The sequence below is a fragment of the Bacteroides sp. OF04-15BH genome (genome assembly GCF_003477995.1).
In the GTDB taxonomy this organism is placed as follows: Bacteria; Bacteroidota; Bacteroidia; order Bacteroidales; family Bacteroidaceae; genus Paraprevotella.
In genome coordinates this window covers 51,929-73,957 of sequence record NZ_QUEM01000001.1, presented here as the reverse complement: position 1 = coordinate 73,957, position 22,029 = coordinate 51,929, and the positions used below count along the sequence as shown (strand labels likewise).

Annotated in this window: 19 protein-coding genes; 8 read left to right on the top strand and 11 right to left on the bottom strand. The window is 44.7% G+C overall.

Annotation, left to right across the window (positions count from 1 at the left end):
- Positions 1 to 73 precede the first annotated feature (73 nt).
- From DXA74_RS00310 to DXA74_RS00300, 3 genes are read left to right on the top strand one after another with little or no spacing between them, the layout of a single operon-like run.
- Positions 74 to 658, top strand: a complete 585-nt coding sequence (locus tag DXA74_RS00310; RefSeq protein ID WP_118524842.1) for a TetR/AcrR family transcriptional regulator — start codon at positions 74 to 76, stop codon at positions 656 to 658.
- A 41-nt stretch (positions 659 to 699) separates the two neighbouring features.
- Positions 700 to 1,446, top strand: coding sequence for a 3-oxoacyl-[acyl-carrier-protein] reductase (fabG, locus tag DXA74_RS00305; RefSeq protein WP_118524841.1), 747 nt, complete (start codon positions 700 to 702; stop codon positions 1,444 to 1,446).
- 4 nt (positions 1,447 to 1,450) lie between these two features.
- On the top strand, positions 1,451 to 2,116 hold the full coding sequence (locus DXA74_RS00300) for an RluA family pseudouridine synthase (RefSeq protein ID WP_118524840.1): 666 nt from the start codon (positions 1,451 to 1,453) through the stop codon (positions 2,114 to 2,116).
- 77 nt (positions 2,117 to 2,193) lie between these two features.
- Here the strand turns inward: DXA74_RS00300 and mutL are convergent, their stop codons facing one another.
- From mutL to lptB, 11 genes are all read right to left on the bottom strand, one after another.
- Complete coding sequence (gene mutL / locus DXA74_RS00295; RefSeq protein ID WP_118524839.1) at positions 2,194 to 4,062, bottom strand: DNA mismatch repair endonuclease MutL; 1,869 nt, start codon at positions 4,060 to 4,062, stop codon at positions 2,194 to 2,196.
- A 17-nt stretch (positions 4,063 to 4,079) separates the two neighbouring features.
- Positions 4,080 to 4,376, bottom strand: a complete 297-nt coding sequence (locus DXA74_RS00290; RefSeq protein ID WP_118524838.1) for a hypothetical protein — start codon at positions 4,374 to 4,376, stop codon at positions 4,080 to 4,082.
- Between the two features lies 1 nt (position 4,377).
- A complete protein-coding gene (locus DXA74_RS00285) occupies positions 4,378 to 6,006 on the bottom strand; it encodes an OstA-like protein (RefSeq protein ID WP_233550398.1) in 1,629 nt (542 codons plus the stop codon).
- Positions 6,007 to 6,032: 26 nt separating this feature from the next.
- Positions 6,033 to 7,400 (bottom strand): peptidylprolyl isomerase, encoded by a 1,368-nt coding sequence (locus DXA74_RS00280; protein ID WP_118524836.1) that lies wholly within the window; start codon positions 7,398 to 7,400, stop codon positions 6,033 to 6,035.
- A 55-nt stretch (positions 7,401 to 7,455) separates the two neighbouring features.
- Entirely contained in the window at positions 7,456 to 8,883 is a 1,428-nt protein-coding gene (locus DXA74_RS00275) for a peptidylprolyl isomerase (RefSeq protein ID WP_118524835.1), read from the bottom strand.
- A 14-nt stretch (positions 8,884 to 8,897) separates the two neighbouring features.
- The gene (guaB, locus tag DXA74_RS00270; protein ID WP_118524834.1) at positions 8,898 to 10,376 is read right to left on the bottom strand and encodes an IMP dehydrogenase; all 1,479 of its coding nucleotides are present in this window, start codon (positions 10,374 to 10,376) and stop codon (positions 8,898 to 8,900) included.
- Positions 10,377 to 10,567: 191 nt separating this feature from the next.
- Positions 10,568 to 12,742, bottom strand: a complete 2,175-nt coding sequence (gene recQ / locus DXA74_RS00265; protein ID WP_118524833.1) for a DNA helicase RecQ — start codon at positions 12,740 to 12,742, stop codon at positions 10,568 to 10,570.
- Positions 12,743 to 12,891: 149 nt separating this feature from the next.
- Entirely contained in the window at positions 12,892 to 14,127 is a 1,236-nt protein-coding gene (gene clpX, locus DXA74_RS00260; protein WP_118524832.1) for an ATP-dependent Clp protease ATP-binding subunit ClpX, read from the bottom strand.
- The gene (gene clpP, locus DXA74_RS00255) at positions 14,127 to 14,792 is read right to left on the bottom strand and encodes an ATP-dependent Clp endopeptidase proteolytic subunit ClpP (RefSeq protein WP_118524831.1); all 666 of its coding nucleotides are present in this window, start codon (positions 14,790 to 14,792) and stop codon (positions 14,127 to 14,129) included. The genes clpX and clpP overlap by 1 nt, the downstream gene beginning before the upstream one ends.
- A gap of 123 nt (positions 14,793 to 14,915) precedes the next feature.
- The gene (gene tig / locus DXA74_RS00250; RefSeq protein WP_118524830.1) at positions 14,916 to 16,274 is read right to left on the bottom strand and encodes a trigger factor; all 1,359 of its coding nucleotides are present in this window, start codon (positions 16,272 to 16,274) and stop codon (positions 14,916 to 14,918) included.
- A 146-nt stretch (positions 16,275 to 16,420) separates the two neighbouring features.
- Complete coding sequence (gene lptB / locus DXA74_RS00245) at positions 16,421 to 17,224, bottom strand: LPS export ABC transporter ATP-binding protein (protein WP_118524829.1); 804 nt, start codon at positions 17,222 to 17,224, stop codon at positions 16,421 to 16,423.
- Between the two features lie 136 nt (positions 17,225 to 17,360).
- Here lptB and DXA74_RS00240 point away from each other — a divergent pair, with 136 nt between their 5' ends.
- The 5 genes from DXA74_RS00240 (at position 17,361) to DXA74_RS00220 (ending at position 22,023) form a co-directional block, all read left to right on the top strand.
- Positions 17,361 to 18,107 (top strand): ABC transporter permease, encoded by a 747-nt coding sequence (locus DXA74_RS00240; protein ID WP_118524828.1) that lies wholly within the window; start codon positions 17,361 to 17,363, stop codon positions 18,105 to 18,107.
- A gap of 3 nt (positions 18,108 to 18,110) precedes the next feature.
- Positions 18,111 to 18,866 carry an ABC transporter ATP-binding protein gene (locus tag DXA74_RS00235; RefSeq protein ID WP_118524827.1) on the top strand — a complete coding sequence of 252 codons (756 nt, stop codon included), beginning with the start codon at positions 18,111 to 18,113 and terminating at the stop codon, positions 18,864 to 18,866.
- Positions 18,867 to 19,057: 191 nt separating this feature from the next.
- Entirely contained in the window at positions 19,058 to 20,392 is a 1,335-nt protein-coding gene (locus DXA74_RS00230; RefSeq protein ID WP_118524826.1) for a 3-deoxy-D-manno-octulosonic acid transferase, read from the top strand.
- Complete coding sequence (locus DXA74_RS00225) at positions 20,389 to 21,261, top strand: lysophospholipid acyltransferase family protein (RefSeq protein ID WP_118524825.1); 873 nt, start codon at positions 20,389 to 20,391, stop codon at positions 21,259 to 21,261. Before DXA74_RS00230 ends, DXA74_RS00225 begins: the two co-directional genes overlap by 4 nt.
- Positions 21,262 to 21,297: 36 nt before the next feature.
- Positions 21,298 to 22,023 (top strand): 3-deoxy-manno-octulosonate cytidylyltransferase, encoded by a 726-nt coding sequence (locus DXA74_RS00220; protein WP_118524824.1) that lies wholly within the window; start codon positions 21,298 to 21,300, stop codon positions 22,021 to 22,023.
- Positions 22,024 to 22,029 lie beyond the last annotated feature (6 nt).

Sequence of the window (22,029 nt, the reverse complement as noted above, 5' to 3'; positions counted from 1 at the left end):
TACCTTATAAATAGAAAAGTTTCAAATGTAATTTTTGGCATTCTAAAAAAAAGAATTTACTTTTGCACTAATTATGGCAGTTTCAAAGACAAGACTAAAATTAGTAGAAGTAGCAAGAATCCTTTTTGCAAAAAATGGCTTGGAGAATACGACAATGAACGACATTGCCGTAGCCTCTAAGAAGGGACGACGCACCCTTTATACTTATTTCAAGAATAAAGAGGAATTATATTACGCTGTCATTGAAACCGAACTGGAACGCCTCACCCAGAAAATGTCGGAAGTGGCTTTAAGAAATATCCCGCCCGAAGAAAAATTGCTGGAACTGGTTTTCGCTCATCTGAACCTGATAAAAGAAGCAGTGTTCCGTAACGGAAACCTCAGGGCCGAATTCTTCCGAGACATCTGGATGGTGGAGAAAGTAAGAAAGAACTTCGATCTGGCAGAAATCAATCTCATACAAAAGGTGCTGACTGAAGGAATACAGCAGCAAATCTTTGAAATTCAGAACCTGCCACTTATTTCAGATATCATACACTATTGTATCAAAGGACTTGAGGTGCCTTATATTTACGGCCGTTTGGGCGAAGGACTGAATCAGGAAACCTGCAAGCCTATGGTACAGACTTTACTGAATAGAGCTTTAAAGAAAATATAATCATAGTGATTTTTTAAATATTCTAATATAATAAAGATATTATGGGACTATTAACTGGAAAAACAGCATTGATCACGGGAGCTGCCCGTGGTATTGGTAAGGCTATCGCTCTGAAGTTCGCTTCTGAGGGTGCCAACATCGCATTCACAGACCTGGTAATCGACGAAAACGGTAAGGCTACCGAAGAGGAAATTGCTGCTTTGGGTGTGAAAGTTAAAGGATATGCTTCCAACGCTGCTGACTTCGCTCAGTCTGCTGAGGTTGTTAATCAGGTAAAAGAAGATTTCGGTTCTATCGATATTCTGGTAAACAACGCCGGTATCACCAAAGACGGTCTGATGCTGCGTATGACAGAGGCTCAGTGGGATGCTGTAATCGGCGTAAACCTGAAGTCTGCATTCAACTTCATTCACGCTTGTACTCCGATTATGATGCGCCAGAAAGGCGGTTCTATCATCAACATGGCTTCTGTCGTTGGTGTACACGGTAATGCCGGACAGTGCAACTACTCAGCTTCTAAGGCCGGTATGATTGCTTTGGCTAAGTCTATCGCTCAGGAAATGGGTGCCAAGGGTATCCGTGCCAACGCTATTGCACCGGGATTCATCGAAACAGCCATGACTCAGGCCTTGTCTGAGGAGGTTCGCAAGGAGTGGATCAAGGGTATTCCATTGCGTCGCGGCGGTACTCCGGAAGATGTTGCCAACATCGCTCTGTTCTTGGCTTCTGACCTGTCTAGCTATGTATCCGGACAGGTAATCCAGGTTGACGGTGGTATGAACATGTAATTCAATGAATGTCATTTACGAAGACAATCATATCATTCTGGTAAACAAGGCCAGCTCGGAAATTGTGCAAGGTGACAAGACCGGTGATACGCCTCTGTCGGAAACCGTAAAGCAATACATCAAGGAGAAATATCATAAACCCGGCAATGTATTTCTTGGAGTCACCCACCGTTTGGACCGTCCGGTAAGCGGACTGGTGCTTTTTGCACGTACCAGCAAGGCTTTGAGCCGCCTGAATGAAATGTTCAAAACCAAAGAAATAAAAAAGACCTATTGGGCCATAGTCAAAAACCAGCCACCGGCCCCTGCCGGTGAACTGGTGCATTGGCTGGTGCGTAATGAAAAGCAGAACAAATCGTATGCTTATGACCGCGAAGTAAAGGATTCGAAGAAAGCAATTCTCGACTACAAGGTCATCGGACGCTCGGAACGCTACTATCTGCTGGAGATTAATCTGCAGACCGGACGCCACCACCAGATCCGATGCCAGCTGGCCAAAATGGGTTGCCCGATTAAAGGAGACCTGAAGTACGGAGCACAACGCAGCAATCCTGACGGAAGCATTTGCCTGCATGCCCGACGGATTGAATTCGTACATCCGGTATCCAAAGAAAAAATGTCATTTGAAGCTCCGGTGCCGGACTCGGCACTGTGGAAGAGTTTCCTATAAAAACAAAATAAAAGATGCACGAGCTGATCTGTCTGAAAATGATGATCATTCGTGCATCTTTTACTTTTTATCTATCCTTATCGGAACAGACGTTCTATATTATCCTGTTCCAGTATTGTAATAATGACCTTACCGTCTGGAGTATAGTTCGGAGTTGCACAGGCAAAAAGGCTGTCAACAAGCGCCTCCATCTCATCATTGCTCAACACCTGTCCCGGAACAATGGCTGCATTGCGCGCCAAAGCCAAAGCCAGACGGTTGTTGATCTCATCACCGATACCGTTTCCTTTCTCCATCGCAGTGTCGATAATGTTTCTGATCAAAGTCTCGGCATGCAGTCCCTCAGTTCCTGCCGGAATGGCATTCAGACTATAAGATCCTCCACCCAGACTTTGCAAATCAAATCCCAAGGCGTGCAGTTCGTCCTGCAAATGCTCCAGAACAACAGCCTCGGAAGGAGGCAGCTGAATCATTTCCGGGAAGAGAAGACCTTGTGAAGCACCATGATGCGAACGGATCTGTTCCAGGAAACGATCAAACAGAACCCGAATGTGCGCCCGCTGCTGATCTATAATCATCAGACCGGACTTGACTGCAGTCATAATATAACGTCCCTTGTATTGATAGTGCTGGGTTGATTTGTCCGAAAAATCAGCAGCTCCGTCATAGAGTCCTGTTTCAGGAGTTTCATCGGGCACTGACGAGAAATGATCAAAAGAAGGTGACGCTTCTGCTGGCGCCGCATCCTGATACAGATCTTCCCAATGAGAAGGAGCATAACGCCCCCCATCCGTATCTTTCCGGCCATAAGAGGGGGAAGAGGATGAATTCTGGGTCTTGAAAGGATTAAAATCCGGATTGACTTGCGTCACCGGGCGCTCCACATCCAGATTGTTTTCTTCAAACAGCGGCAGGTCCGGACGGCCTTCCGTATCAAAATCAATTGTCGGCACCGCATTAAAGCGACCTAGCGCTTCCTTAACCGCTGCGATAATAATCTGCCAGATGGCCAGCTCATTCTCAAACTTGATTTCGGTCTTGGTCGGGTGAATGTTTACATCTATATTGGCCGGATCAACCTCGAAATAAAGGAAATAGGACACCTGCTCTCCGGTTGGAATCAACTGGTCGAACGCTTCCATTACCGCCTTATGAAAATAAGGATGCTTCATGTAACGACCGTTGACAAAGAAATACTGATGTGCTCCTTTCTTTCGGGCATATTCCGGTTTGGCCACGAAGCCCGAAAGCTTGACCAATGTAGTCTCTACCTCTACAGAAAGCAACTGCTCATTCAGTTTGCGTCCGAATATATTCACAATACGCTGACGCAAAGAAGAAGGAGTGAGCGACAGCATCGTGGAATCATTATGAGTCAGCGAAAAGGCTATATCGGGATGTACCAATGCCACGCGTTCAAACTCCTGAAGTATATTGCTCAACTCCGTCTGATTGGACTTGAGAAACTTACGGCGCGCCGGAATATTGAAGAACAGATTCTTAATCAGGAAACTGCTTCCGGGAGCACAGGCTACAGGCTCCTGCTCTGTTACCTTAGAAGCAGCAATAGACACACAGGTGCCTATTTCAGACTCTTTCTGACGGGTACGCAGCTCTACCTGTGCCACAGCGGCAATAGATGCCAGGGCTTCTCCACGGAAGCCCATCGTGGACAAGGCAAAAAGATCACTGGCCTGACGGATTTTGGAAGTGGCATGGCGCTCAAAAGCCAATCGGGCATCTGTCTCAGACATTCCTTTTCCGTCGTCGATGACCTGAATGGAAGTCTTTCCGGCATCTACCACCACTACATCAATCCGCTTGGCTTCTGCATCCACGGCATTCTCAACCAATTCCTTGATCACAGAAGCCGGACGCTGGATCACCTCGCCCGCTGCAATCTGATTCGCAACCGAATCAGGTAACAGATGAATTATATCGCCCATAACAACTTCTTTTTTAATTAAAATCTCCAGCTACCAGTCAGCAGATAATGCCACAGAAACAGACAGGCAGCAATGATAATCAGCGCCACTCCCAGTTTCATCGGTTTTTTACCGCTTTCCTTTCTTCTCCGCAAATGCTTGGTAGCCTTGACAAAGGTGCCGCGTATATCCTCGGGATTGAATTCCTTGGGAGGAAGCATACCCAACTCCCGTTTGGCACGTTCTTCAATTTCCTTTAACCGGTCCTTTCGCTCGTCTACATACATGTAGTTATGCTGAAAGCCTCTGGGTTTTCTTGTCTTGAATAGTCCCATATTACTTTTTCTTTAATATCTGATCCAATTTCTGTATTGGAGCCTTGTGCTTATAAGAAATCTTCAACTCGGTACCCTTCTTCTTGCCTCGCCAACGGAAGACATCCATCTTATCACGGGGACGTATATAGTCGAACCAGGCAAAATTCTCCAGATAGAGTTTGTCGGGTGGAATCATACCCAACGGATACATCGTACCCACGGCTGCCGGCATCCAGATCCGATACAGTTTACGGTCTTTCATATACATTTTCAACTCACTGGTCTCCACGTAATTCATGCCAATCATCAGACTGTCGCTGTCGAAGGGATAGTAATCTACAAACACATTGCCGACCACCCAGGTATTATCCAAAGTGCCATCCTTAAAATAGCCGTGTATCTCACGCCCGGCCACCTGATTATAGTGCACGCTGTCTATACGCTCCACAGAAAGTGCCTGATACAGAACCTGCAGAGAATCTATCGTGGAATCGTTCATGAAGACATGAATCTGCTCTCCCAACACCTGTTGCTCTCCATTCCACACAATCGGGTCCTTATACATGCTCATGCAGGAATCTTTGGTGTTATAAATCAAAGAATCGCATACCGCCTGAATATCTGTGCGATAGGAGCGCACTTTATGATAAGCATGCATGACACGATACATGGAATCGGTATCCATGTTATACGTAAAGATCTTAAAAGTATCGGCATGCAGATACAAGGTGTCTTTTTGGGAATAATCAATAGCCAAGGCACTGTCTGCCGCTTCAGAATATCCGGTATGCTCATTGTAATAGCAATAGTTGCCCGTAAACATATTCTTATTCAGCTCATCCTCATAACGAATATTGCCATAGGCTTTTCCGATACCGGAAGGACTGTCGTAATACAGACTGTCTCCCACCAGTTTCTTTCCCTTATTAGTCAGAAGCGAACGGTCGAGCAGGTAAGCCTGATCTTTCTGCGTATCATAATAACCGGATTCGGAATAAATATGATTGTCGCCGCTGTCTATGTTCGACGGACCCACAATATGCGCCATGCTGGTGCGTGTGTTGTAATGCAGGGTATCGGAGATAATGGTAAACTTGGGATTTTCCAGTTTCACATTATAATTAAACACGGCCTCACGGGTGGACGGGCTGTATTCTCCCCAATCCGAAGTCAACACATTGTCTTTGTCTACCAACTTACCTCCTTCGAAAAAATAGCCCAGATCGTACAAACGGTCATAATCCAGACTGTCGGTATAAAGAGTAGAATTGACATGTTTCAGAATTACGTTATGACGCACCCGGGCCAACTGCTGCATACCATCGTAGTAGAGCACATCACCTACGAGTGACAACGTGTCTCCCTGTACCATACGCACATGGCCAAAGGCATCGAACGAATTGTCCAGCTCATAAAAGCAGGCACTGTCGCAATACATAAAGACATCATCATGCCGGAACTTAACGTTACCCACCAGAATCTGCGCACCGGGATTACGGAACTGATCATAGCGGAGCACATCGGCATGAAGCAGATAAATGCGCGACTCGGCTTTCTGCCGCTCGCGCTTCTTCTCATTCTGGGCTATTACAAATAACCCAAACAGGCATAGAATACAAAATGCTAGTAATCTATGCCCGTTATTCATTTTTCGTGGGTTTAATTTCGTTTTGTTCATTTGATCCAACCTGGATACTGGAAGTTGCAGTTTCTCCACTCTTCGTTTATACGTACATAAGTGGTTTTCTGCTTATCTATAATCCACTGTTTAATTTTCTCTTCTCTTTTCTTTGCCAGAACAATGGCTTTCAGCACCTGGAAATCCTCTGTCATGCTGGCCTTGTGCGCCTTGATGCGGGATTTCAGCTTTACAATGGCACAAACTTCCTTCTGGTTTTTCATCATCAGGAAAGGCTTTGAAATCTCACCGGTGTTCATATTAGCAACAACCTTGGCTACCTCTGCCGGCAATTCCTGCATTTCGAAACGAGAAGTACGGTCCATACGCTCACCGTCCGGACTCATCTTCAAATTAATCATCACACCGAAGTTATTGCGGGTGTCCTTATCCTCAGAGATCACGGCAGCCGCCTCTTCGAAAGAGAACTTCTCTTCACGGATTTCTTCGGCAATGGAATCCAGACGAGCCAACGTAGCGTCAATATTATCCTGCGAAGGCTTCGGGATTCTCAGAATGTGGCGCACCTTAATCTTGTCGCCACGCTTATCTACCAACTGTATGATGTGATAGCCGTATTCGCTTTCTACAATTTTGGATACCTTCTTCGGATCAGTCAGGCTGAATGCCACATTGGCAAAGGCCGGATCCAACATGGATTTTCCAACATAATCCATCTCACCTCCCTGACGGGCAGAACCCGGATCTTCGGAATAAAGAATGGCCAGTGTCGAGAAAGAAGAAGAGCCGGAATTAACACGCTCCGTATAATCACGCAATTCTTCTTTTACACGGTCAATCTCCGACTGGGAGATAATCGGTTTGAGGGCCACAATCTGCACTTCTACCTGCTCGGGAATCATCGGCAAACTGTCGGCCGGAAGATTCTTGAAATACTGACGCACTTCTGCCGGAGTGACTTTGACATCCTCGGCCAGTTTGCGACGCATATTCTGAGCTGTCAGATAATCCTTCATCTGATCATACAAGCCTTCACGAATCTGAGTCATCGTCATATTCTTGTATTCCTCCAGTTTCTCTTTCGAACCGGCCAGCATGACCCATTCATTCATCTGCGACTCCACAGCCCGGTTGATTTCTGCGGGAGTAGCTTCGATACTGTCAATGGCAGCCTGATGCAGGAAGAGTTTCTGAATGGCCAGCTGTTCGGGAATCACACAATAGGGATCTCCCTTCACCGGACCACCGGTCAAGCGGGCAGCCTCCACATCAGAACGCAGGATGGCTTCATCACCCACCACCCAGATTACCTCATCGACTACGTTGTTTTGGGCAAACAACGACATTTGCGCTCCTAACAATAGGAGCGCAAATGCTATTCTAATGGATTTGAAAATTTTCATCAACTAATTATTATTGCAAATTCTATGCGCTAAATTACATCAAAAGAAGATTAAATCAGTGATTATTAACCGTTTTTAAAACCTCTTCAAATATTTCAACTGTATACTTCTTTCGCAGTTCTTCCACATATTCTTTCTCTTTAAGAGCCTGGTAGTCTGCAATCACTTCATTCTTTGCATCGGTCCACTTTTCCGGACCTTTCATCAGTTTACGTCCATAGACATTGAAGAATGGATAAGTCTTGCGTTCTTTGGGCTTCTCGTTGGAATCAAAAACAAGGTAATCTACGTATGGATTATCACCCTTTACAAACATTTTGGCACTCAGACGCACCTGTGAAAGAGAATCGTTATTAAAGTTCTCACGAACAGCCTTAGCCCATTCGTTCTCATCTGCTTTCTTCAAGACTTTCTTGATCTTCTTTCCGAGTTTTTCATCCCGATAGAAGAACACCGCTCCGTTGAAATGAGGCTCATTCCAACTATAGCGTTTTTTATTTTTGCGGAAGAACTTCTTCAATCCGGACTCGTCTTTTGCAGCCTTCTGCCAGATTTCGCGTGATGACAATTCAAAGAGCAAAAGACCATCGTGATATTCCTGGATCAAATATTTCAAATCCGAATTTTGAGCACACAAACGTTCGGTTTCACGATCGAGAACCTGATCAACCGTAAGTTGCTTGCCGCTGGCAGCAACCATGGAATCAAGCACATGATTCACCATTCGCTCCTGCAATCCCTGCTGCTCAAGGTATTTCAGAATATTGGAACGCAGGGAATCATAAGGCTCCAACTGCTTTCGTCCCAACATCTTTACAATATGGTATCCTAACGGAGACAGGAAAGGCTCAGAAACCTCACCCGGGATATTCATCTTGAAAGCTACATCTTCAAACTCTTTAATGGTTTGCTTGCGGGCAAGCCAGGGCAAATCACCTCCCTGAATAGCCGACATCTTGTCATCAGAGTTTCTCAAGGCAAGTTCTGCAAAATTACTTCCCTTCAGAATCTCCTGATAAATGGAGTCAATCTTATTCTTTGCGGCATCCAACTGGGTCTGAGAAGCCTTCTGAGGTACCTGTACAAAAATATGGGCAACTCGCACCAAACCATCCGGTCCGATATTCTGCTTCAGCTGGTCGTAATATTTTCTGGCTTCCTGCTCCTCAACTTTTGTATCGACCAAAAGAGAGCGAATTTGCTGATTACGATACATCAGAAATTCTTTCTTGAAAGAACTCAAAGTATCATAACGGGCATCTTTAGCTGCCTCAACCTTCAATTTATAATTTACAAACAAAGGCACATAGTCATCAATCCCTTTGCGGTCGGCAACTTCTACTGAATTATTCTTATTGTAATTATACTCAAACTCTGAACGAGTTATATCCTTTCCGTTGATTTTCATCACAATGGGATCATCCTGCCCATAGCAGGATAATCCCATTACTGTTAATGAAAATGCGATTAGCAGTCTTTTCATTGAATATTTTGTTTTTATTGAGGACGGCTGTAGTTAGGAGCCTCGCTGGTGATGGTTACATCATGCGGATGGCTTTCCTGTACACCGGCATTGGTAATACGCACAAATTTAGCATTGTGCAACTCTGTGATGGTATTGGCACCACAATATCCCATACCTGATCTCAAACCGCCGATCAACTGATAAATTACTTCCTGTACAGTACCCTTATAAGGAACACGACCGGCAATTCCTTCCGGAACCAACTTCTTCACATCGTTAACACCTGACTGGAAGTAACGGTCTTTTGAACCACACTCCATAGCCTCCAAAGAGCCCATACCACGATATGACTTGAACTTTCTTCCGTTGAAAATGATGGTATCACCCGGAGACTCCTCAGTACCGGCAACCAATGATCCGATCATCACACTGTATCCTCCGGCAGCCAAAGCTTTCACCACGTCACCTGAGTAACGCAAACCACCATCAGCAATCAAAGGAACGTCTGTGCCTTCCAATGCACTGGCTACATCATAAATAGCAGAAAGCTGTGGTACACCCACACCGGCAACAACACGGGTTGTACAGATAGAACCCGGACCGATACCAACCTTCACGCCGTCAGCACCAGCTTCTACCAACATCTTGGCAGCCTCACCGGTAGCGACATTTCCTACAACGATATCTACATCCGGGAAATGCTCCTTAGCCTCTTTCAGTTTCTCAATTACATATTTAGAATGTCCGTGTGCTGTATCAATCACAATAGCATCGGCACCAGCCTCAACCAAAGCTTTCATACGCTCAAAAGTATCACCGGTAACACCAACACCGGCAGCCACGCGCAAACGTCCCTTGGCATCCTTACATGCCATCGGTTTGTCTTTAGCCTTTGTAATATCCTTATAAGTAATCAAACCTACCAGACGGCCATCCATATCTACTACCGGCAGTTTCTCAATCTTGTGCTCCTGAAGAATCTTTGCAGCTGAAGCCAAGTCGGTCTGGATATGAGTGGTTACCAGATTTTCGCTGGTCATCACCTCATCAATCAGACGAAGAGGATTCTGCTCAAAACGCAGGTCACGGTTTGTAACGATACCAACCAGTTTCTTATCATCATCCACAACCGGGATACCACCAATATGATACTCACTCATCAAATCCAAAGCGTCTTTCACTGTAGAACCACGCTGAATGGTTACAGGATCGTAAATCATTCCATTTTCGGCACGCTTTACGATTGCCACCTGACGAGCCTGCTCTTCGATAGACATATTCTTGTGAATAACACCAATACCTCCCTCACGCGCAATGGCAATAGCCATAGTCGATTCGGTCACGGTGTCCATCGCAGCTGTAACAAATGGAATCTTCAAATCAATGTGACGAGAAAATTTGGTTGACAACTCCACAGTACGTGGCAAAACTTCAGAATAAGCGGGAACTAACAATACGTCATCGTATGTTAATCCATCCATAACGATTTTATCTGCAATAAATGATGACATAAGATATTAGGATATAAAATTATTGCGTGCAAATATATGAATTTTTTCTGATTTTTTGATGTTTTACAACCGATTATTTCATTAAAAAAAGCATAAAAAAAACGCAGAAGAGAGCTGCAAATCCTTCAGCTCTCTTCTGCATTTCATTTCCGATTTTAAATCGCACCCCGACATGCGGGACGTATATGGGATTAATTGGCCATCTCTGACAGGAACTTGACTCTTACCAATCGGATTTCTTCTTCGGTATAGTCTTCTCCCAACTCATCCATAGCCTCATCCAGACTGTCTGTCTCTGACTCCTTGAAGTAATCATAGATGTCCAGCATGTGATCTTCATCCATCACTTCTTCCAGGAAATAATCGATATTGAGTTTCGTGCCTGAATAGACAATAGCCTCAATCTCATCCAGCAATTCAGAGAAATCAATACCCTTAGCCGAAGCAATATCGTCCAAAGCCACCTTACGGTCAATGCTCTGAATGATACTTACCTTCAGTTTTGACTTGTTGGCTACAGTGCGCACACGCAAATCTTCCGGACGGTCTATCTCATTCTCTTCACAGTGTCTCTTTATCAGATCGCAGAACTCAGCCCCGTAACGCTTTGCCTTACCGGCTCCGACACCCGGAATATTCTGCAACTCATCGATATTGATCGGATATACGGTAGCCATTGCCTCAAGCGACGGATCCTGGAAGATGACGTAAGGAGGCACATCAAGCTGCTTGGACAGCTTTTTGCGCAGGTCCTTCAACATGGCGAACAAGGCCGGATCGGCAGCACCTCCACCTTTCTGAGGAACCGGTTCTTCATCTTCATCAAAATCATTATCCTCCGTAACCTTAAATGCCACAGGCTTCTTCATATATTTACGTCCGTCGTCCGTAATCTTCAACAAGCCGTAATTCTCCACATCCTTTTCAATATAACCGGCGATCATTGCCTGACGGATGACAGCATTCCATTTCTTTTCTTCTTCATCCTCACCGGCCCCGAAATATTTCAGTTTGTCATGCTTGTGTGCCAGAATCTCTTCGGTCTCATTACCGACCAAAACATCTATAATATAATCAACCTTAAAGTTTTCCTTTACGGCACTGATTACCTCAAGTGCCAGTTTCAACATTTCCTTAGCTTCCACTTTTTTCTTTGGATGTAAACAGTTATCACAATTACCACAATTTTCTACCTCAAAAACCTCTCCAAAGTAATGCAATAAAAATTTACGTCGACATACAGATGTCTCAGCATAAGCAGCTGTTTCCTGCAAAAGCTGACGACCGATATCCTGTTCGGCAACAGGCTTTCCCTCCATAAACTTCTCGAGTTTCTGCAAGTCCTTATGGGTATAGAAAGTGATGCACTTGCCCTCACCGCCATCACGACCGGCGCGGCCCGTCTCCTGATAATACCCTTCCAGACTCTTGGGAATGTCGTAATGGATCACAAAACGAACATCCGGCTTGTCAATACCCATTCCAAATGCAATAGTTGCCACAATGACATCAATGCGCTCCATCAGGAAATCATCCTGAGTCTGTGACCGCGTTGCAGAATCCATGCCCGCATGATAGGCCCGGGCGTTGATATCGTTGGCTCGCAGAATCTCGGCCAATTCTTCGACCTTCTTTCTGCTCAGGCAGTAAATAATGCCGCTCTTGCCACTATTCTGCTTGATAAACTTGATAATCTCCCGGTCTATATCCTTCGTCTTGTTCCGTACTTCATAATACAGATTCGGCCGGTTGAAAGAGCTCTTGAATTCCTTGGCATGAATCATACCCAGATTTTTCTTGATGTCACCGCGCACCTTATCGGTAGCCGTAGCAGTCAAGGCAATCAGAGGAGCTGTACCGATTTCATTGATAATCGGACGGATTCTACGATACTCCGGACGGAAATCATGTCCCCATTCGGAAATACAGTGAGCCTCATCCACAGCATAAAAGGAGATTTTCACATTCTTCAGGAATTCAATATTCTCCTCTTTCGTCAGGGATTCGGGAGCCACATAGAGCAACTTGGTCTTTCCGGAAAGAATATCAGTCTTTACCTGATCCACGGCAGCCTTGTTCAGCGAAGAATTTATGAAATGAGCCACTCCATCCTCTGCACTAAACTGTCGGATCGCATCCACCTGATTCTTCATCAAGGCGATTAAGGGAGAAATCACGATAGCAGTTCCCTCCATGATTAAAGAAGGCAACTGGTAGCAGAGCGATTTACCGCCACCGGTTGGCATCAAAACGAAAGTATCATTCCCTTCCAAAAGGCTACGAATAATTGCCTCCTGATCTCCCTTGAAAGTATCAAAGCCAAAATATCGTTTCAGCTGCTCGGTCAAATTGATATCTGTATTCATAAACCTAATAGTTCCTCTATGTTATCAAATTCAAGTTAGATTCGGCACATAAATGTCCTAAACAAAGTTATATACAAAACCTACATATTTGCAAATATTAGAGCAACTATTTTTCATTTTATTGCAAAAAACTTTTGGAACAAAGTCCCTTATGCTTCTGAATAACGATTCAGATTTGCCTTTTCCAGCTGTTGCTTGGCGTAATCGAGCGTCACAACAAACTTTTTGGTCTTTTGTGAAGGCTTCTCATACATAGCCTCCATCATAATACTTTCCATAATAGACCGCAATCCTCGGGCTCCCAAGTTGTATTCAACGGCCTTATCTACAATATATTCCAATGTTTCTTCCGCAAAGCTCAGCTTAATGCCGTCCATCTCAAACAGCTTGATCTGCTGCTTCACAATAGAATTCTTCGGCTCAGTCAGAATATTCCGCAATGCCGTACGATCCAATGGATTCAAATAAGTAAGCACCGGCAGACGACCGATAATCTCCGGAATCAGACCGAACGATTTCAAATCCTGAGGCAAAATATACTTCATCAGATTGGACTTGTCTATATGTTGCATATTTTGTACAGAATTATATCCCACCACATGAGTATTCAGACGCTGGGCGATTTTCTTTTCGATGCCATCGAAGGCACCGCCGCAGATGAACAGAATATTACGGGTATCGACATGAATATAGTCCTGATCCGGATGCTTGCGGCCACCCTTTGGCGGTACATTCACCATGGAACCTTCAAGAAGTTTCAAAAGTCCCTGCTGAACACCCTCACCGCTGACATCACGGGTAATGGACGGATTGTCGCTCTTACGGGCAATCTTATCAATCTCATCAATAAAGACAATACCACGCTGCGCCGCATCCACATCATAATCGGCCACCTGCAACAGACGGGAAAGAATACTCTCCACATCCTCACCGACATATCCGGCTTCGGTAAATACCGTTGCATCTACAATGGTAAACGGCACATGAAGCAGCTTGGCAATGGTTCTGGCCAGCAAGGTCTTTCCGGTACCGGTGCTTCCGACCATGATGATATTTGACTTTTCAATCTCCACTCCATCGTCTGTAGTGTGCTGTGCCAAACGCTTGTAGTGATTGTAGACAGACACGGCCAAATAACGCTTGGCATCATCCTGACCAATCACATACTGATCCAAATATTCCTTGATTTCCTTTGGCTTCGGCAACTGCTCCAACTCAAATCCCAAGTCGGTCTTTTTATTGCCAGCCCCTTTCAAGGCCTCTTTGGTTATCTGATAAGCCTGTTCAGCGCACTCATTACAGATATATCCATTGAGACCGGTAATCAGCAGACTTACATCCTGCTCACCACGGCCACAAAACGAACAAACTTTTTTCATTTTCATTATGGCTTTCTCATTAATACCTGATCAATCATTCCATACTCTTTGGCTTCCTGTGCCGTCATCCAATAATCACGGTCTGAATCTGCCCACACTTTATCAAATTCAGTATGAGAGTGGTTGGCAATGATCTGATACAATTCATTCTTGAGTTTTTGAATCTCACGGGCAGTAATCTCAATATCCGAAGCCTGTCCCTGAGCGCCTCCCATCGGCTGATGAATCATCACACGGCTATGAGTCAATGCCGAACGCTTGCCTTCCTGTCCGGCAACCAGCAATACCGCAGCCATAGAAGCTGCCATACCGGTACAGATAGTGGCAATATCACTGGAAACGAACTGCATCGTATCATAGATTCCCAATCCGGCATATACAGATCCACCGGGTGAATTGATATAAATGGAAATGTCCTTCCCCGGATCTACAGAGTCCAGATAAAGCAACTGGGCCTGAAGGGTATTGGCTGTATAATCATCGATCTGAGTTCCCAAAAAGATAATGCGATCCATCATCAGGCGTGAGAACACGTCCATCTGGGTCACATTAAGCTGTCTTTCTTCCAGAATATAAGGATTAAGATATTGATTCTGAGAAGAAATCACATCATCAAGAACCATGCTGTTCAGTCCCAGATGCTTTACGGCGTACTTTTTAAAATCGTTCATATATTCTTTTTTTTCGTTAGTCAAAAAAAGGCTTCTGAGCCTTTTCGTAATGCCTAGCAAAGATACGAAAATAAGCTCAGAAGCCTATCTTTTACTGAAAGATTTTAATAATAAATTACTGAATTACTCAGAGAACATTTTGTTGAAATCCTCAACGCTTACAGTCTTGTGGTTCAGCTTAACCAAGCCCTTGATAGCCTCAGCCAGCTTAACCTCGATGCTTCTGTTCACCAGACCGTCGATCTGCTCTTTCTTCTTCAGCATTTCCTTAGCATAGTTCTCCAGAATATCTTCCGGAATATTCATCATGCCATACTGAGCGAACTGCATCTTAGTCATATCCTTGGCAGCGTTCAACAGATCATCCTGCTCAACCTTGATGCCAAAGTTCTTAACCAGCTGCTCCTTGATCAGGTGCCACTGCAACTCTTCGATGCTCTGGTCGTAGTTCTTCTCTACGAAGTCCTCACCCTTGTCCGCGTTGTTCAACTTCATAACGCGCTTCAGGATAGCATCCGGGAACTCCAGCTTGCCAACCTTCTCAGTCAGGAAGTTACGTACATCCAACATCAGCTTGTAGTTGCTGTCAGATACCAACTGCTCTTCCAGAGTCTTCTTGATGTGTGCACGGAATTCCTCCTCGTTGCTCACAACACCTTCGCCCAGAATCTGGTTGAAGAACTCCTGAGTCAGTTCAGCCTCTTTGAAACGAGTGATTTCCTGAACCTGGAAGCTGAAGTCAGACTTCATCTCAGCAGCCTCTTCCTTAGAAATCTTCAACAGAGAAGAGATTTCTACATCGTGACCTTCATAAGCCTTGAAAGGATTGAACACCAGAACATCGTTTACCTTGCAATCCTTGAAGATAGCCTTCTGCTCATCGTTCTTCATATAGTCTGGCAACATAACGGCGCCTTCTACCTGAATACCGCCTTCTTTTGTATTGCCATTCTCATCCAACTCAGCCAACAGACCCTTAACCATATCTTTCTCCTGGTAAGAATCTACCTTCTCGTAGCTACCGCCACGCTGAGCATACATCTTAACCTGCTTTTCGATCATATCGTCGCTTACTTCGATGTCGTAGTAGTCCAAAGTATCATCAGCAGTCAACTCAGCCTTGAACTCAGGAGCCAATGCGATATCGAAAGCGAACTCGAACTCTTCCATAGTGTCGAAGTCAACCGGCTTCTGACGCTCTTCGTTTGGAAGAGGCTCACCCAACATATTGATATTGTTATCTTTGATATATCCGTAAAGAGACTCGCCCAGCAACTTGTTTACTTCCTCTGCAGTAACTTCCTTACCGAAACGCTTCTTCAACAGTCCCATAGGAACCTGTCCTACACGGAAACCCGGCATGCTGGCTTTTTTACGGTAGTTTTTCAAAGCAGCGTCTACTTTGCTGGCATAATCAGCTTTGTCAATCTTAATGGTAAGCACGGCGCTCACCTTGTCTACGTTTTCTAATGAAATATTCATTTTTGAATTTTCTTTTATGATTTATTGTTATTAAAATTCACATACACCCTTTGCGATGGGTCTGCAAAAATACTCTTTATCTTTCAAAAAATCAAATAAGTAGTAAAAAAACATACTTATTAAAAGAAAATAAGGCCACGGAAACATTACTCGGCAGCTTTCTTTTCCTCATCAATTTTCTGAAAATCCTTCAGACGCAGCACAAAACTATTCGTCAGATACTTGGCACGGACGACTTCATTTTCGGCCAGTTCCTGAGGCTTTCCCTGGAACAGGATCTGTCCTTCAAAAAGCAAATAGGCACGGTCTGTAATACAAAGAGTCTCCTCCACATTGTGGTCCGTAATCAAAACACCGATGTTTTTCTGCTTCAGTTTCCATACGATATACTGGATATCCTCCACCGCAATCGGGTCTACTCCGGCAAACGGTTCATCAAGCATAATGAATTTCGGATCAATGGCCAGACAACGGGCAATCTCCGTACGACGGCGCTCACCTCCCGACAAGCGGTCTCCCATATTCTTCCGCACTTTCTGAAGACGGAACTCCGACAGCAAACTCTCCAGCTTTTCTTTCTGATAAGCTTTCGGCTTTCCGGTCAGCTCCAAAACAGAAGCAATATTATCCTCCACAGTCATCTTGCGGAATACCGAAGCTTCCTGCGCCAGATAGCCGATTCCGGCACGCGCTCTTTTATAAACCGGAAACTTTGTGATTTCCAAATCGCCCAGAAAGATACGGCCGGCATTAGGCACTACCAATCCGGTTGTCATATAAAACGAAGTGGTCTTTCCGGCTCCATTAGGTCCCAGCAATCCCACAATCTCTCCCTGCTTCACATCAAAGGACACATCATTCACTACGGTTCGCTTACCATAGGTCTTTACCAACCCTTCCGTTCTCAGAACCAGATGTTCCGTATCTTTTGTTTCCAACTCTTCTGCCATATATTTTTCTATTTGGGATGCAAAAATACGAAAATATATAGAAAAAGTTTGTAATAATCAAAAAGCGATTGTGTGATTGCGGTTTTTTATAGGATTTTCATTATTTTTGTAAGTCAAGAATAAAGTTTTTATCACTATGCTACTTGTAAAATCATTATCCACCTTCGGCAAATATCTTATGCTGATGGGGAAAACTTTTGGAAAGCCCGACCGCTGGCGCATGTTTTTCAAGCAATATATCAAGGAAATGAACCAGTTGGGAGTTGATTCCATCGGAATTGTCCTGCTGATTTCGTTCTTCATCGGTGCTGTAATCTGTATTCAGATCAAGCTGAATATCCAAAGCCCGTGGATGCCACGTTTTGTGACCGGTTATACCACCCGAGAGATTATGTTGCTGGAATTCTCATCTTCCATCATGTGTCTGATTCTGGCCGGTAAAGTCGGTTCCAACATCGCCTCGGAGATTGGAACCATGAGAGTCACCCAGCAGATCGACGCTTTGGACATTATGGGAGTCAATTCTGCCAATTTCCTGATTATGCCCAAGATTATCGGCATGATGACCATGATTCCGATTCTGGTGGCATTCAGTATTTTTGCCGGTTTTATCGGAGCATACGCCACCTCGGTGATCGGCCATGTCATCACCATTGAAGACCTGACTCTCGGTTTGCAACATGAGTTTAAGGAGTGGTACGTATGGATGGGATTCATCAAATCCATTTTCTTTGCCTTTATTATCGCCAGCGTCTCCGCATTTTATGGCTACACAGTAGAGGGCGGTTCTGTAGAAGTAGGAAAAGCCAGTACCAATTCTGTGGTCAGCAGCAGTGTACTGATTCTTTTTGCCGATGTATTTTTAACCCAACTTCTTTCGTAAATCATGATCGAAATAAATTCATTATACAAATCCTTTGAGGACAAGGATGTACTGAAAGGAATCAATGCCGTGTTTGAAAACGGCAAGACCAATCTGATCATTGGTCAAAGCGGATCGGGAAAAACCGTTCTGATGAAATGTATTGTAGGTCTGCTTCTCCCCACAAGCGGTAATATTCTCTATGACGGAAGAAATTATGTGGCTATGGGGAAAAAGGAGAAGATGCAGATCCGACGGGAAATGGGTATGATTTTCCAAAGTGCCGCTCTCTTTGATTCCATGACGGTATTGGAAAACGTGATGTTTCCCTTGGATATGTTCTCCAACGATACCCTAAACGAACGTATTAAGCGGGCCCGTTTCTGTCTGGACCGTGTGAATCTGATCGATGCCCAAAAGAAATATCCGGGAGAAATCAGTGGCGGTATGCAGAAACGTGTCGCTATCGCCCGGGCCATTGCCCTCAATCCTCAATATCTGTTTTGCGACGAACCCAACTCAGGTTTGGACCCGAAAACTTCTATCGTCATCGACGAGCTGATTCATGATATTACTGTGGAATTCAATATGACAACCATTATCAATACCCACGATATGAACTCCGTGATGGGTATTGGAGACAACATCGTGTATCTGTGTGAAGGATACAAGGAATGGGAAGGAACCAAAAACGACATCATGCATTCCACCAATGAAAAACTGAACAGTTTTATCTTTGCCTCCGACTTGTTCCGCAAGGTCAAAGAAGCCAATCAATAAAACATCTGAACCTTTTAAAGCCGGTCCGGAAATACAAACTATTTGCATTCCGGATTGGCTTTTCTGTTTTTTTCGCTAACTTTGCAACTTGAAAAGAATTCTGCTTCAAGCAGGCTCAGGCAAAAAGGCTGCCAAGCCTCATCCGAACGAGTAAGAATCAAGAAGATACCAAACGACAACTGGCCTTATACATGAATAAAAAGAGTACACTATATCAAAGCATTGCAGGACTTTATGATTCATGGTTTCAGGTGCTATACAACCTGGCATTCCTGCTGTTCCGGCAAATGCTCCCACTACTGTCATGGATTGCCCGGAAGGGGATAAAAAATCAAAAAACCTATTTCTTCTTCAATGGTCAGAAAGGGCTGATCGCCTCCATCGAAAAGGAATGGGCCGGGAAAAAAGAAAACACCATCTGGATTCACTGTTCTTCTTACGGTGAATTCGGTATTGCCCGCCCCTTGATTAAAGCCATCAAGGAGACTACATCCTATAAGATTGTTCTTACTTTTTTTTCTCCGTCTGGTTATGAAGCCATAAAAGACAATCATCCTCTGATTGACTATCTGTATTATCTGCCTTTGGATACTCCGTCAAATGCGAGACGATTTGTGCATGCCCTCCGTCCGCAGAAAGCCATCTTTATGGTGTCGGAACTTTGGATGAATTATCTGAAGGTTTTGGAAAAGGAGCAAACACCCACTTATCTGGTTTCAGCACTGATTACTCCTAAATCCGTAGTCAGCAAATGGTATGGTCATGCCTACCGTTCCCAGCTCCGCTCCTTCACCCGCATTCTCACACTGAACGACAGCACCCGCCAGATATTACTACAATCGGGCTACGACCGTGCCGTGGTTACCAGTGATCCCCTTTTCGATAATGTTCATCTCATTGCCCAGACTCCTTATCGCAATCAGGTGATTGAAGGTTTTGCCACTGAGAATCCATTGTTTATCGCCGGAAGCATAGACTGTCAGGAAGACCTGAAACTAACCGCCGCCTTAGCGAACAACCATCCGGAAACCAAATTTGTGGTAGTGCCTCACGAACTTTATCCGGAAGCACTGCAAACCATCCGAAAGGCTTTTCGCGGAAAGGTATGTTTCCACAGCGAGTGCAAGAATACTCCGTCGGAACAGTTCAAAGACTGTCAGATTCTGATTATCGACTATATGGGTGAACTGTCCTATCTGTACCGCTACGGCACATGGGCCTATGTCGGAGGCGGTTTTACTCCTTATCTGCACAATGTGCTTGAGGCTACTGTCTACGGGCTGCCCGTTGCCTTCGGTCCCTGCATTGAGCGGAAGGCTGTTGCTCAAGAACTGATATCTCTCCAAATCGGAGGGCAGGTCCGTACTCCTGAAGAACTGAACCGCTGGTTCCAGCTTCAGAATACAGCCCCTGAGAAATTAGAACAAGTCAAGACTACAGCATTGAAATATATGAACGAGCACCGGAACATCACACAGGGTATTCTGCATCTGCTCGATTTCCAAACTCAAAAAGAATCATTATGATGTATGCGATAACTTATTGTTTCTTCAAACTCGTTGCCCTGCTGCCATTCAGAGTGCTCTACGGCATCAGTGACTTTCTGTATCTTATTATCTACCACGTCATCAAGTACAGAATCAAGGTTGTGCGTCTGAACCTGCAAAACTCTTTTCCGGAAAAGTCTGACGCCTGGAGAAAAGATATCGAAAAGAAATACTATCGTCACTTGTGTGACAATATTGTAGAGACCATCAAACTGCTGCATCTTTCCGATAAGGAAGCAGACCGGAGAATCATCGTTACCAACGGAGATTTAATTGACCGGCTGGCACAAGACGGCCGTTCGTTCATGCTTCTGTTGGGACACTATGGAAACTGGGAATGGGTACCGGCCATCACACGGCATTATCATCTGCCTTATAGCGGACAGATATACCGCCCGCTGCGCAATCCATCCTTTGACCGTCTGTTCCTGAAAATCCGCAGCCGCTTCAACAGTGTCTGCATTGCACAAAAGCAGGCCGTGCGCAGTTTGCTGCAGATTCAGAAAACGCATCAGATGCTGATAGGCTTTGTTGCCGACCAGCGCCCGAACACCAGTAACGTAAACCATCACTTCCAGTTCCTGAACCAGGACACCAATTTTAGCGTCGGAGCCGAATTTATCGGAAGCAAGATCAACGCCCACTTCGTATTCATGGATGTGAAACCTCTCAAAAGAGGCTATGTGCAACTTACATTCCGGGAGATTCTGCCGGAACAGTACGAAGGAGAAAAATATCCGATTACCCGCCGCTATGTAGAGATGCTGGAAGAAGTGATCAACCGGGCACCGGAATATTGGTTGTGGTCACACAACCGTTGGAGTTTATCCTATAAAAACAAGAAATAACCAACGCATTCGTTTTTATTAAATGATAAAGAGCTTATGAAAATTATTTGTGTAATACCGGCTAGAGGAGGCTCTTCCCGATTCTTTGAGAAACCATTGGCACTGATCTGCCAGAAACCGATGATTCAGTGGGTTTATGAACACTGCAAGGAAGTAAAAGCATTCGATGAAGTTTATGTGGCTACCGACAGCGACCGCATAAAGGAAGCTTGCGATCAGTTCCAGGCTCCTGTAATCATGACTTCTCCCAACCACGACACAGCTACCGAGCGTCTGTATGAAGTGTCTACCAAAGTAGACGCCGACCTTTATGTCATGGTCAACGGAGACGAGCCGCTGCTCACCGAAGAGGCAATCATCCAGTGTCTGCCTAAAAACTATAATCCGGACGAACTGTTTGTTTCCAATCTGATGACAGATTTCAGCAATCCGGTAGAAGTAGTCGATGCGACCAATCTGAAAATCGTTACAGACCAGAACAGCCGCTGTCTGTTCATTTCCCGCAGTCCGATTCCATACCCAAAAGGCAACATGGATTATGTATACCACAAATTCGTAGGAGTAGGCTGCTTCAACAAGAAAGCCCTGGAATTCTATCACAACACTCCACGTGGCCCTATTGAGAAGATCGAAGAGAACGATTCTTTCCGCTTCATTGAAAACAATGTTCCTATTTATTACTACAACTGCCACTGCAAGTCTTTGTCTGTAGACACTCCCAAAGACATCATGGGCGTAGAAGAATATTTCAAGAACAAATAAATCATC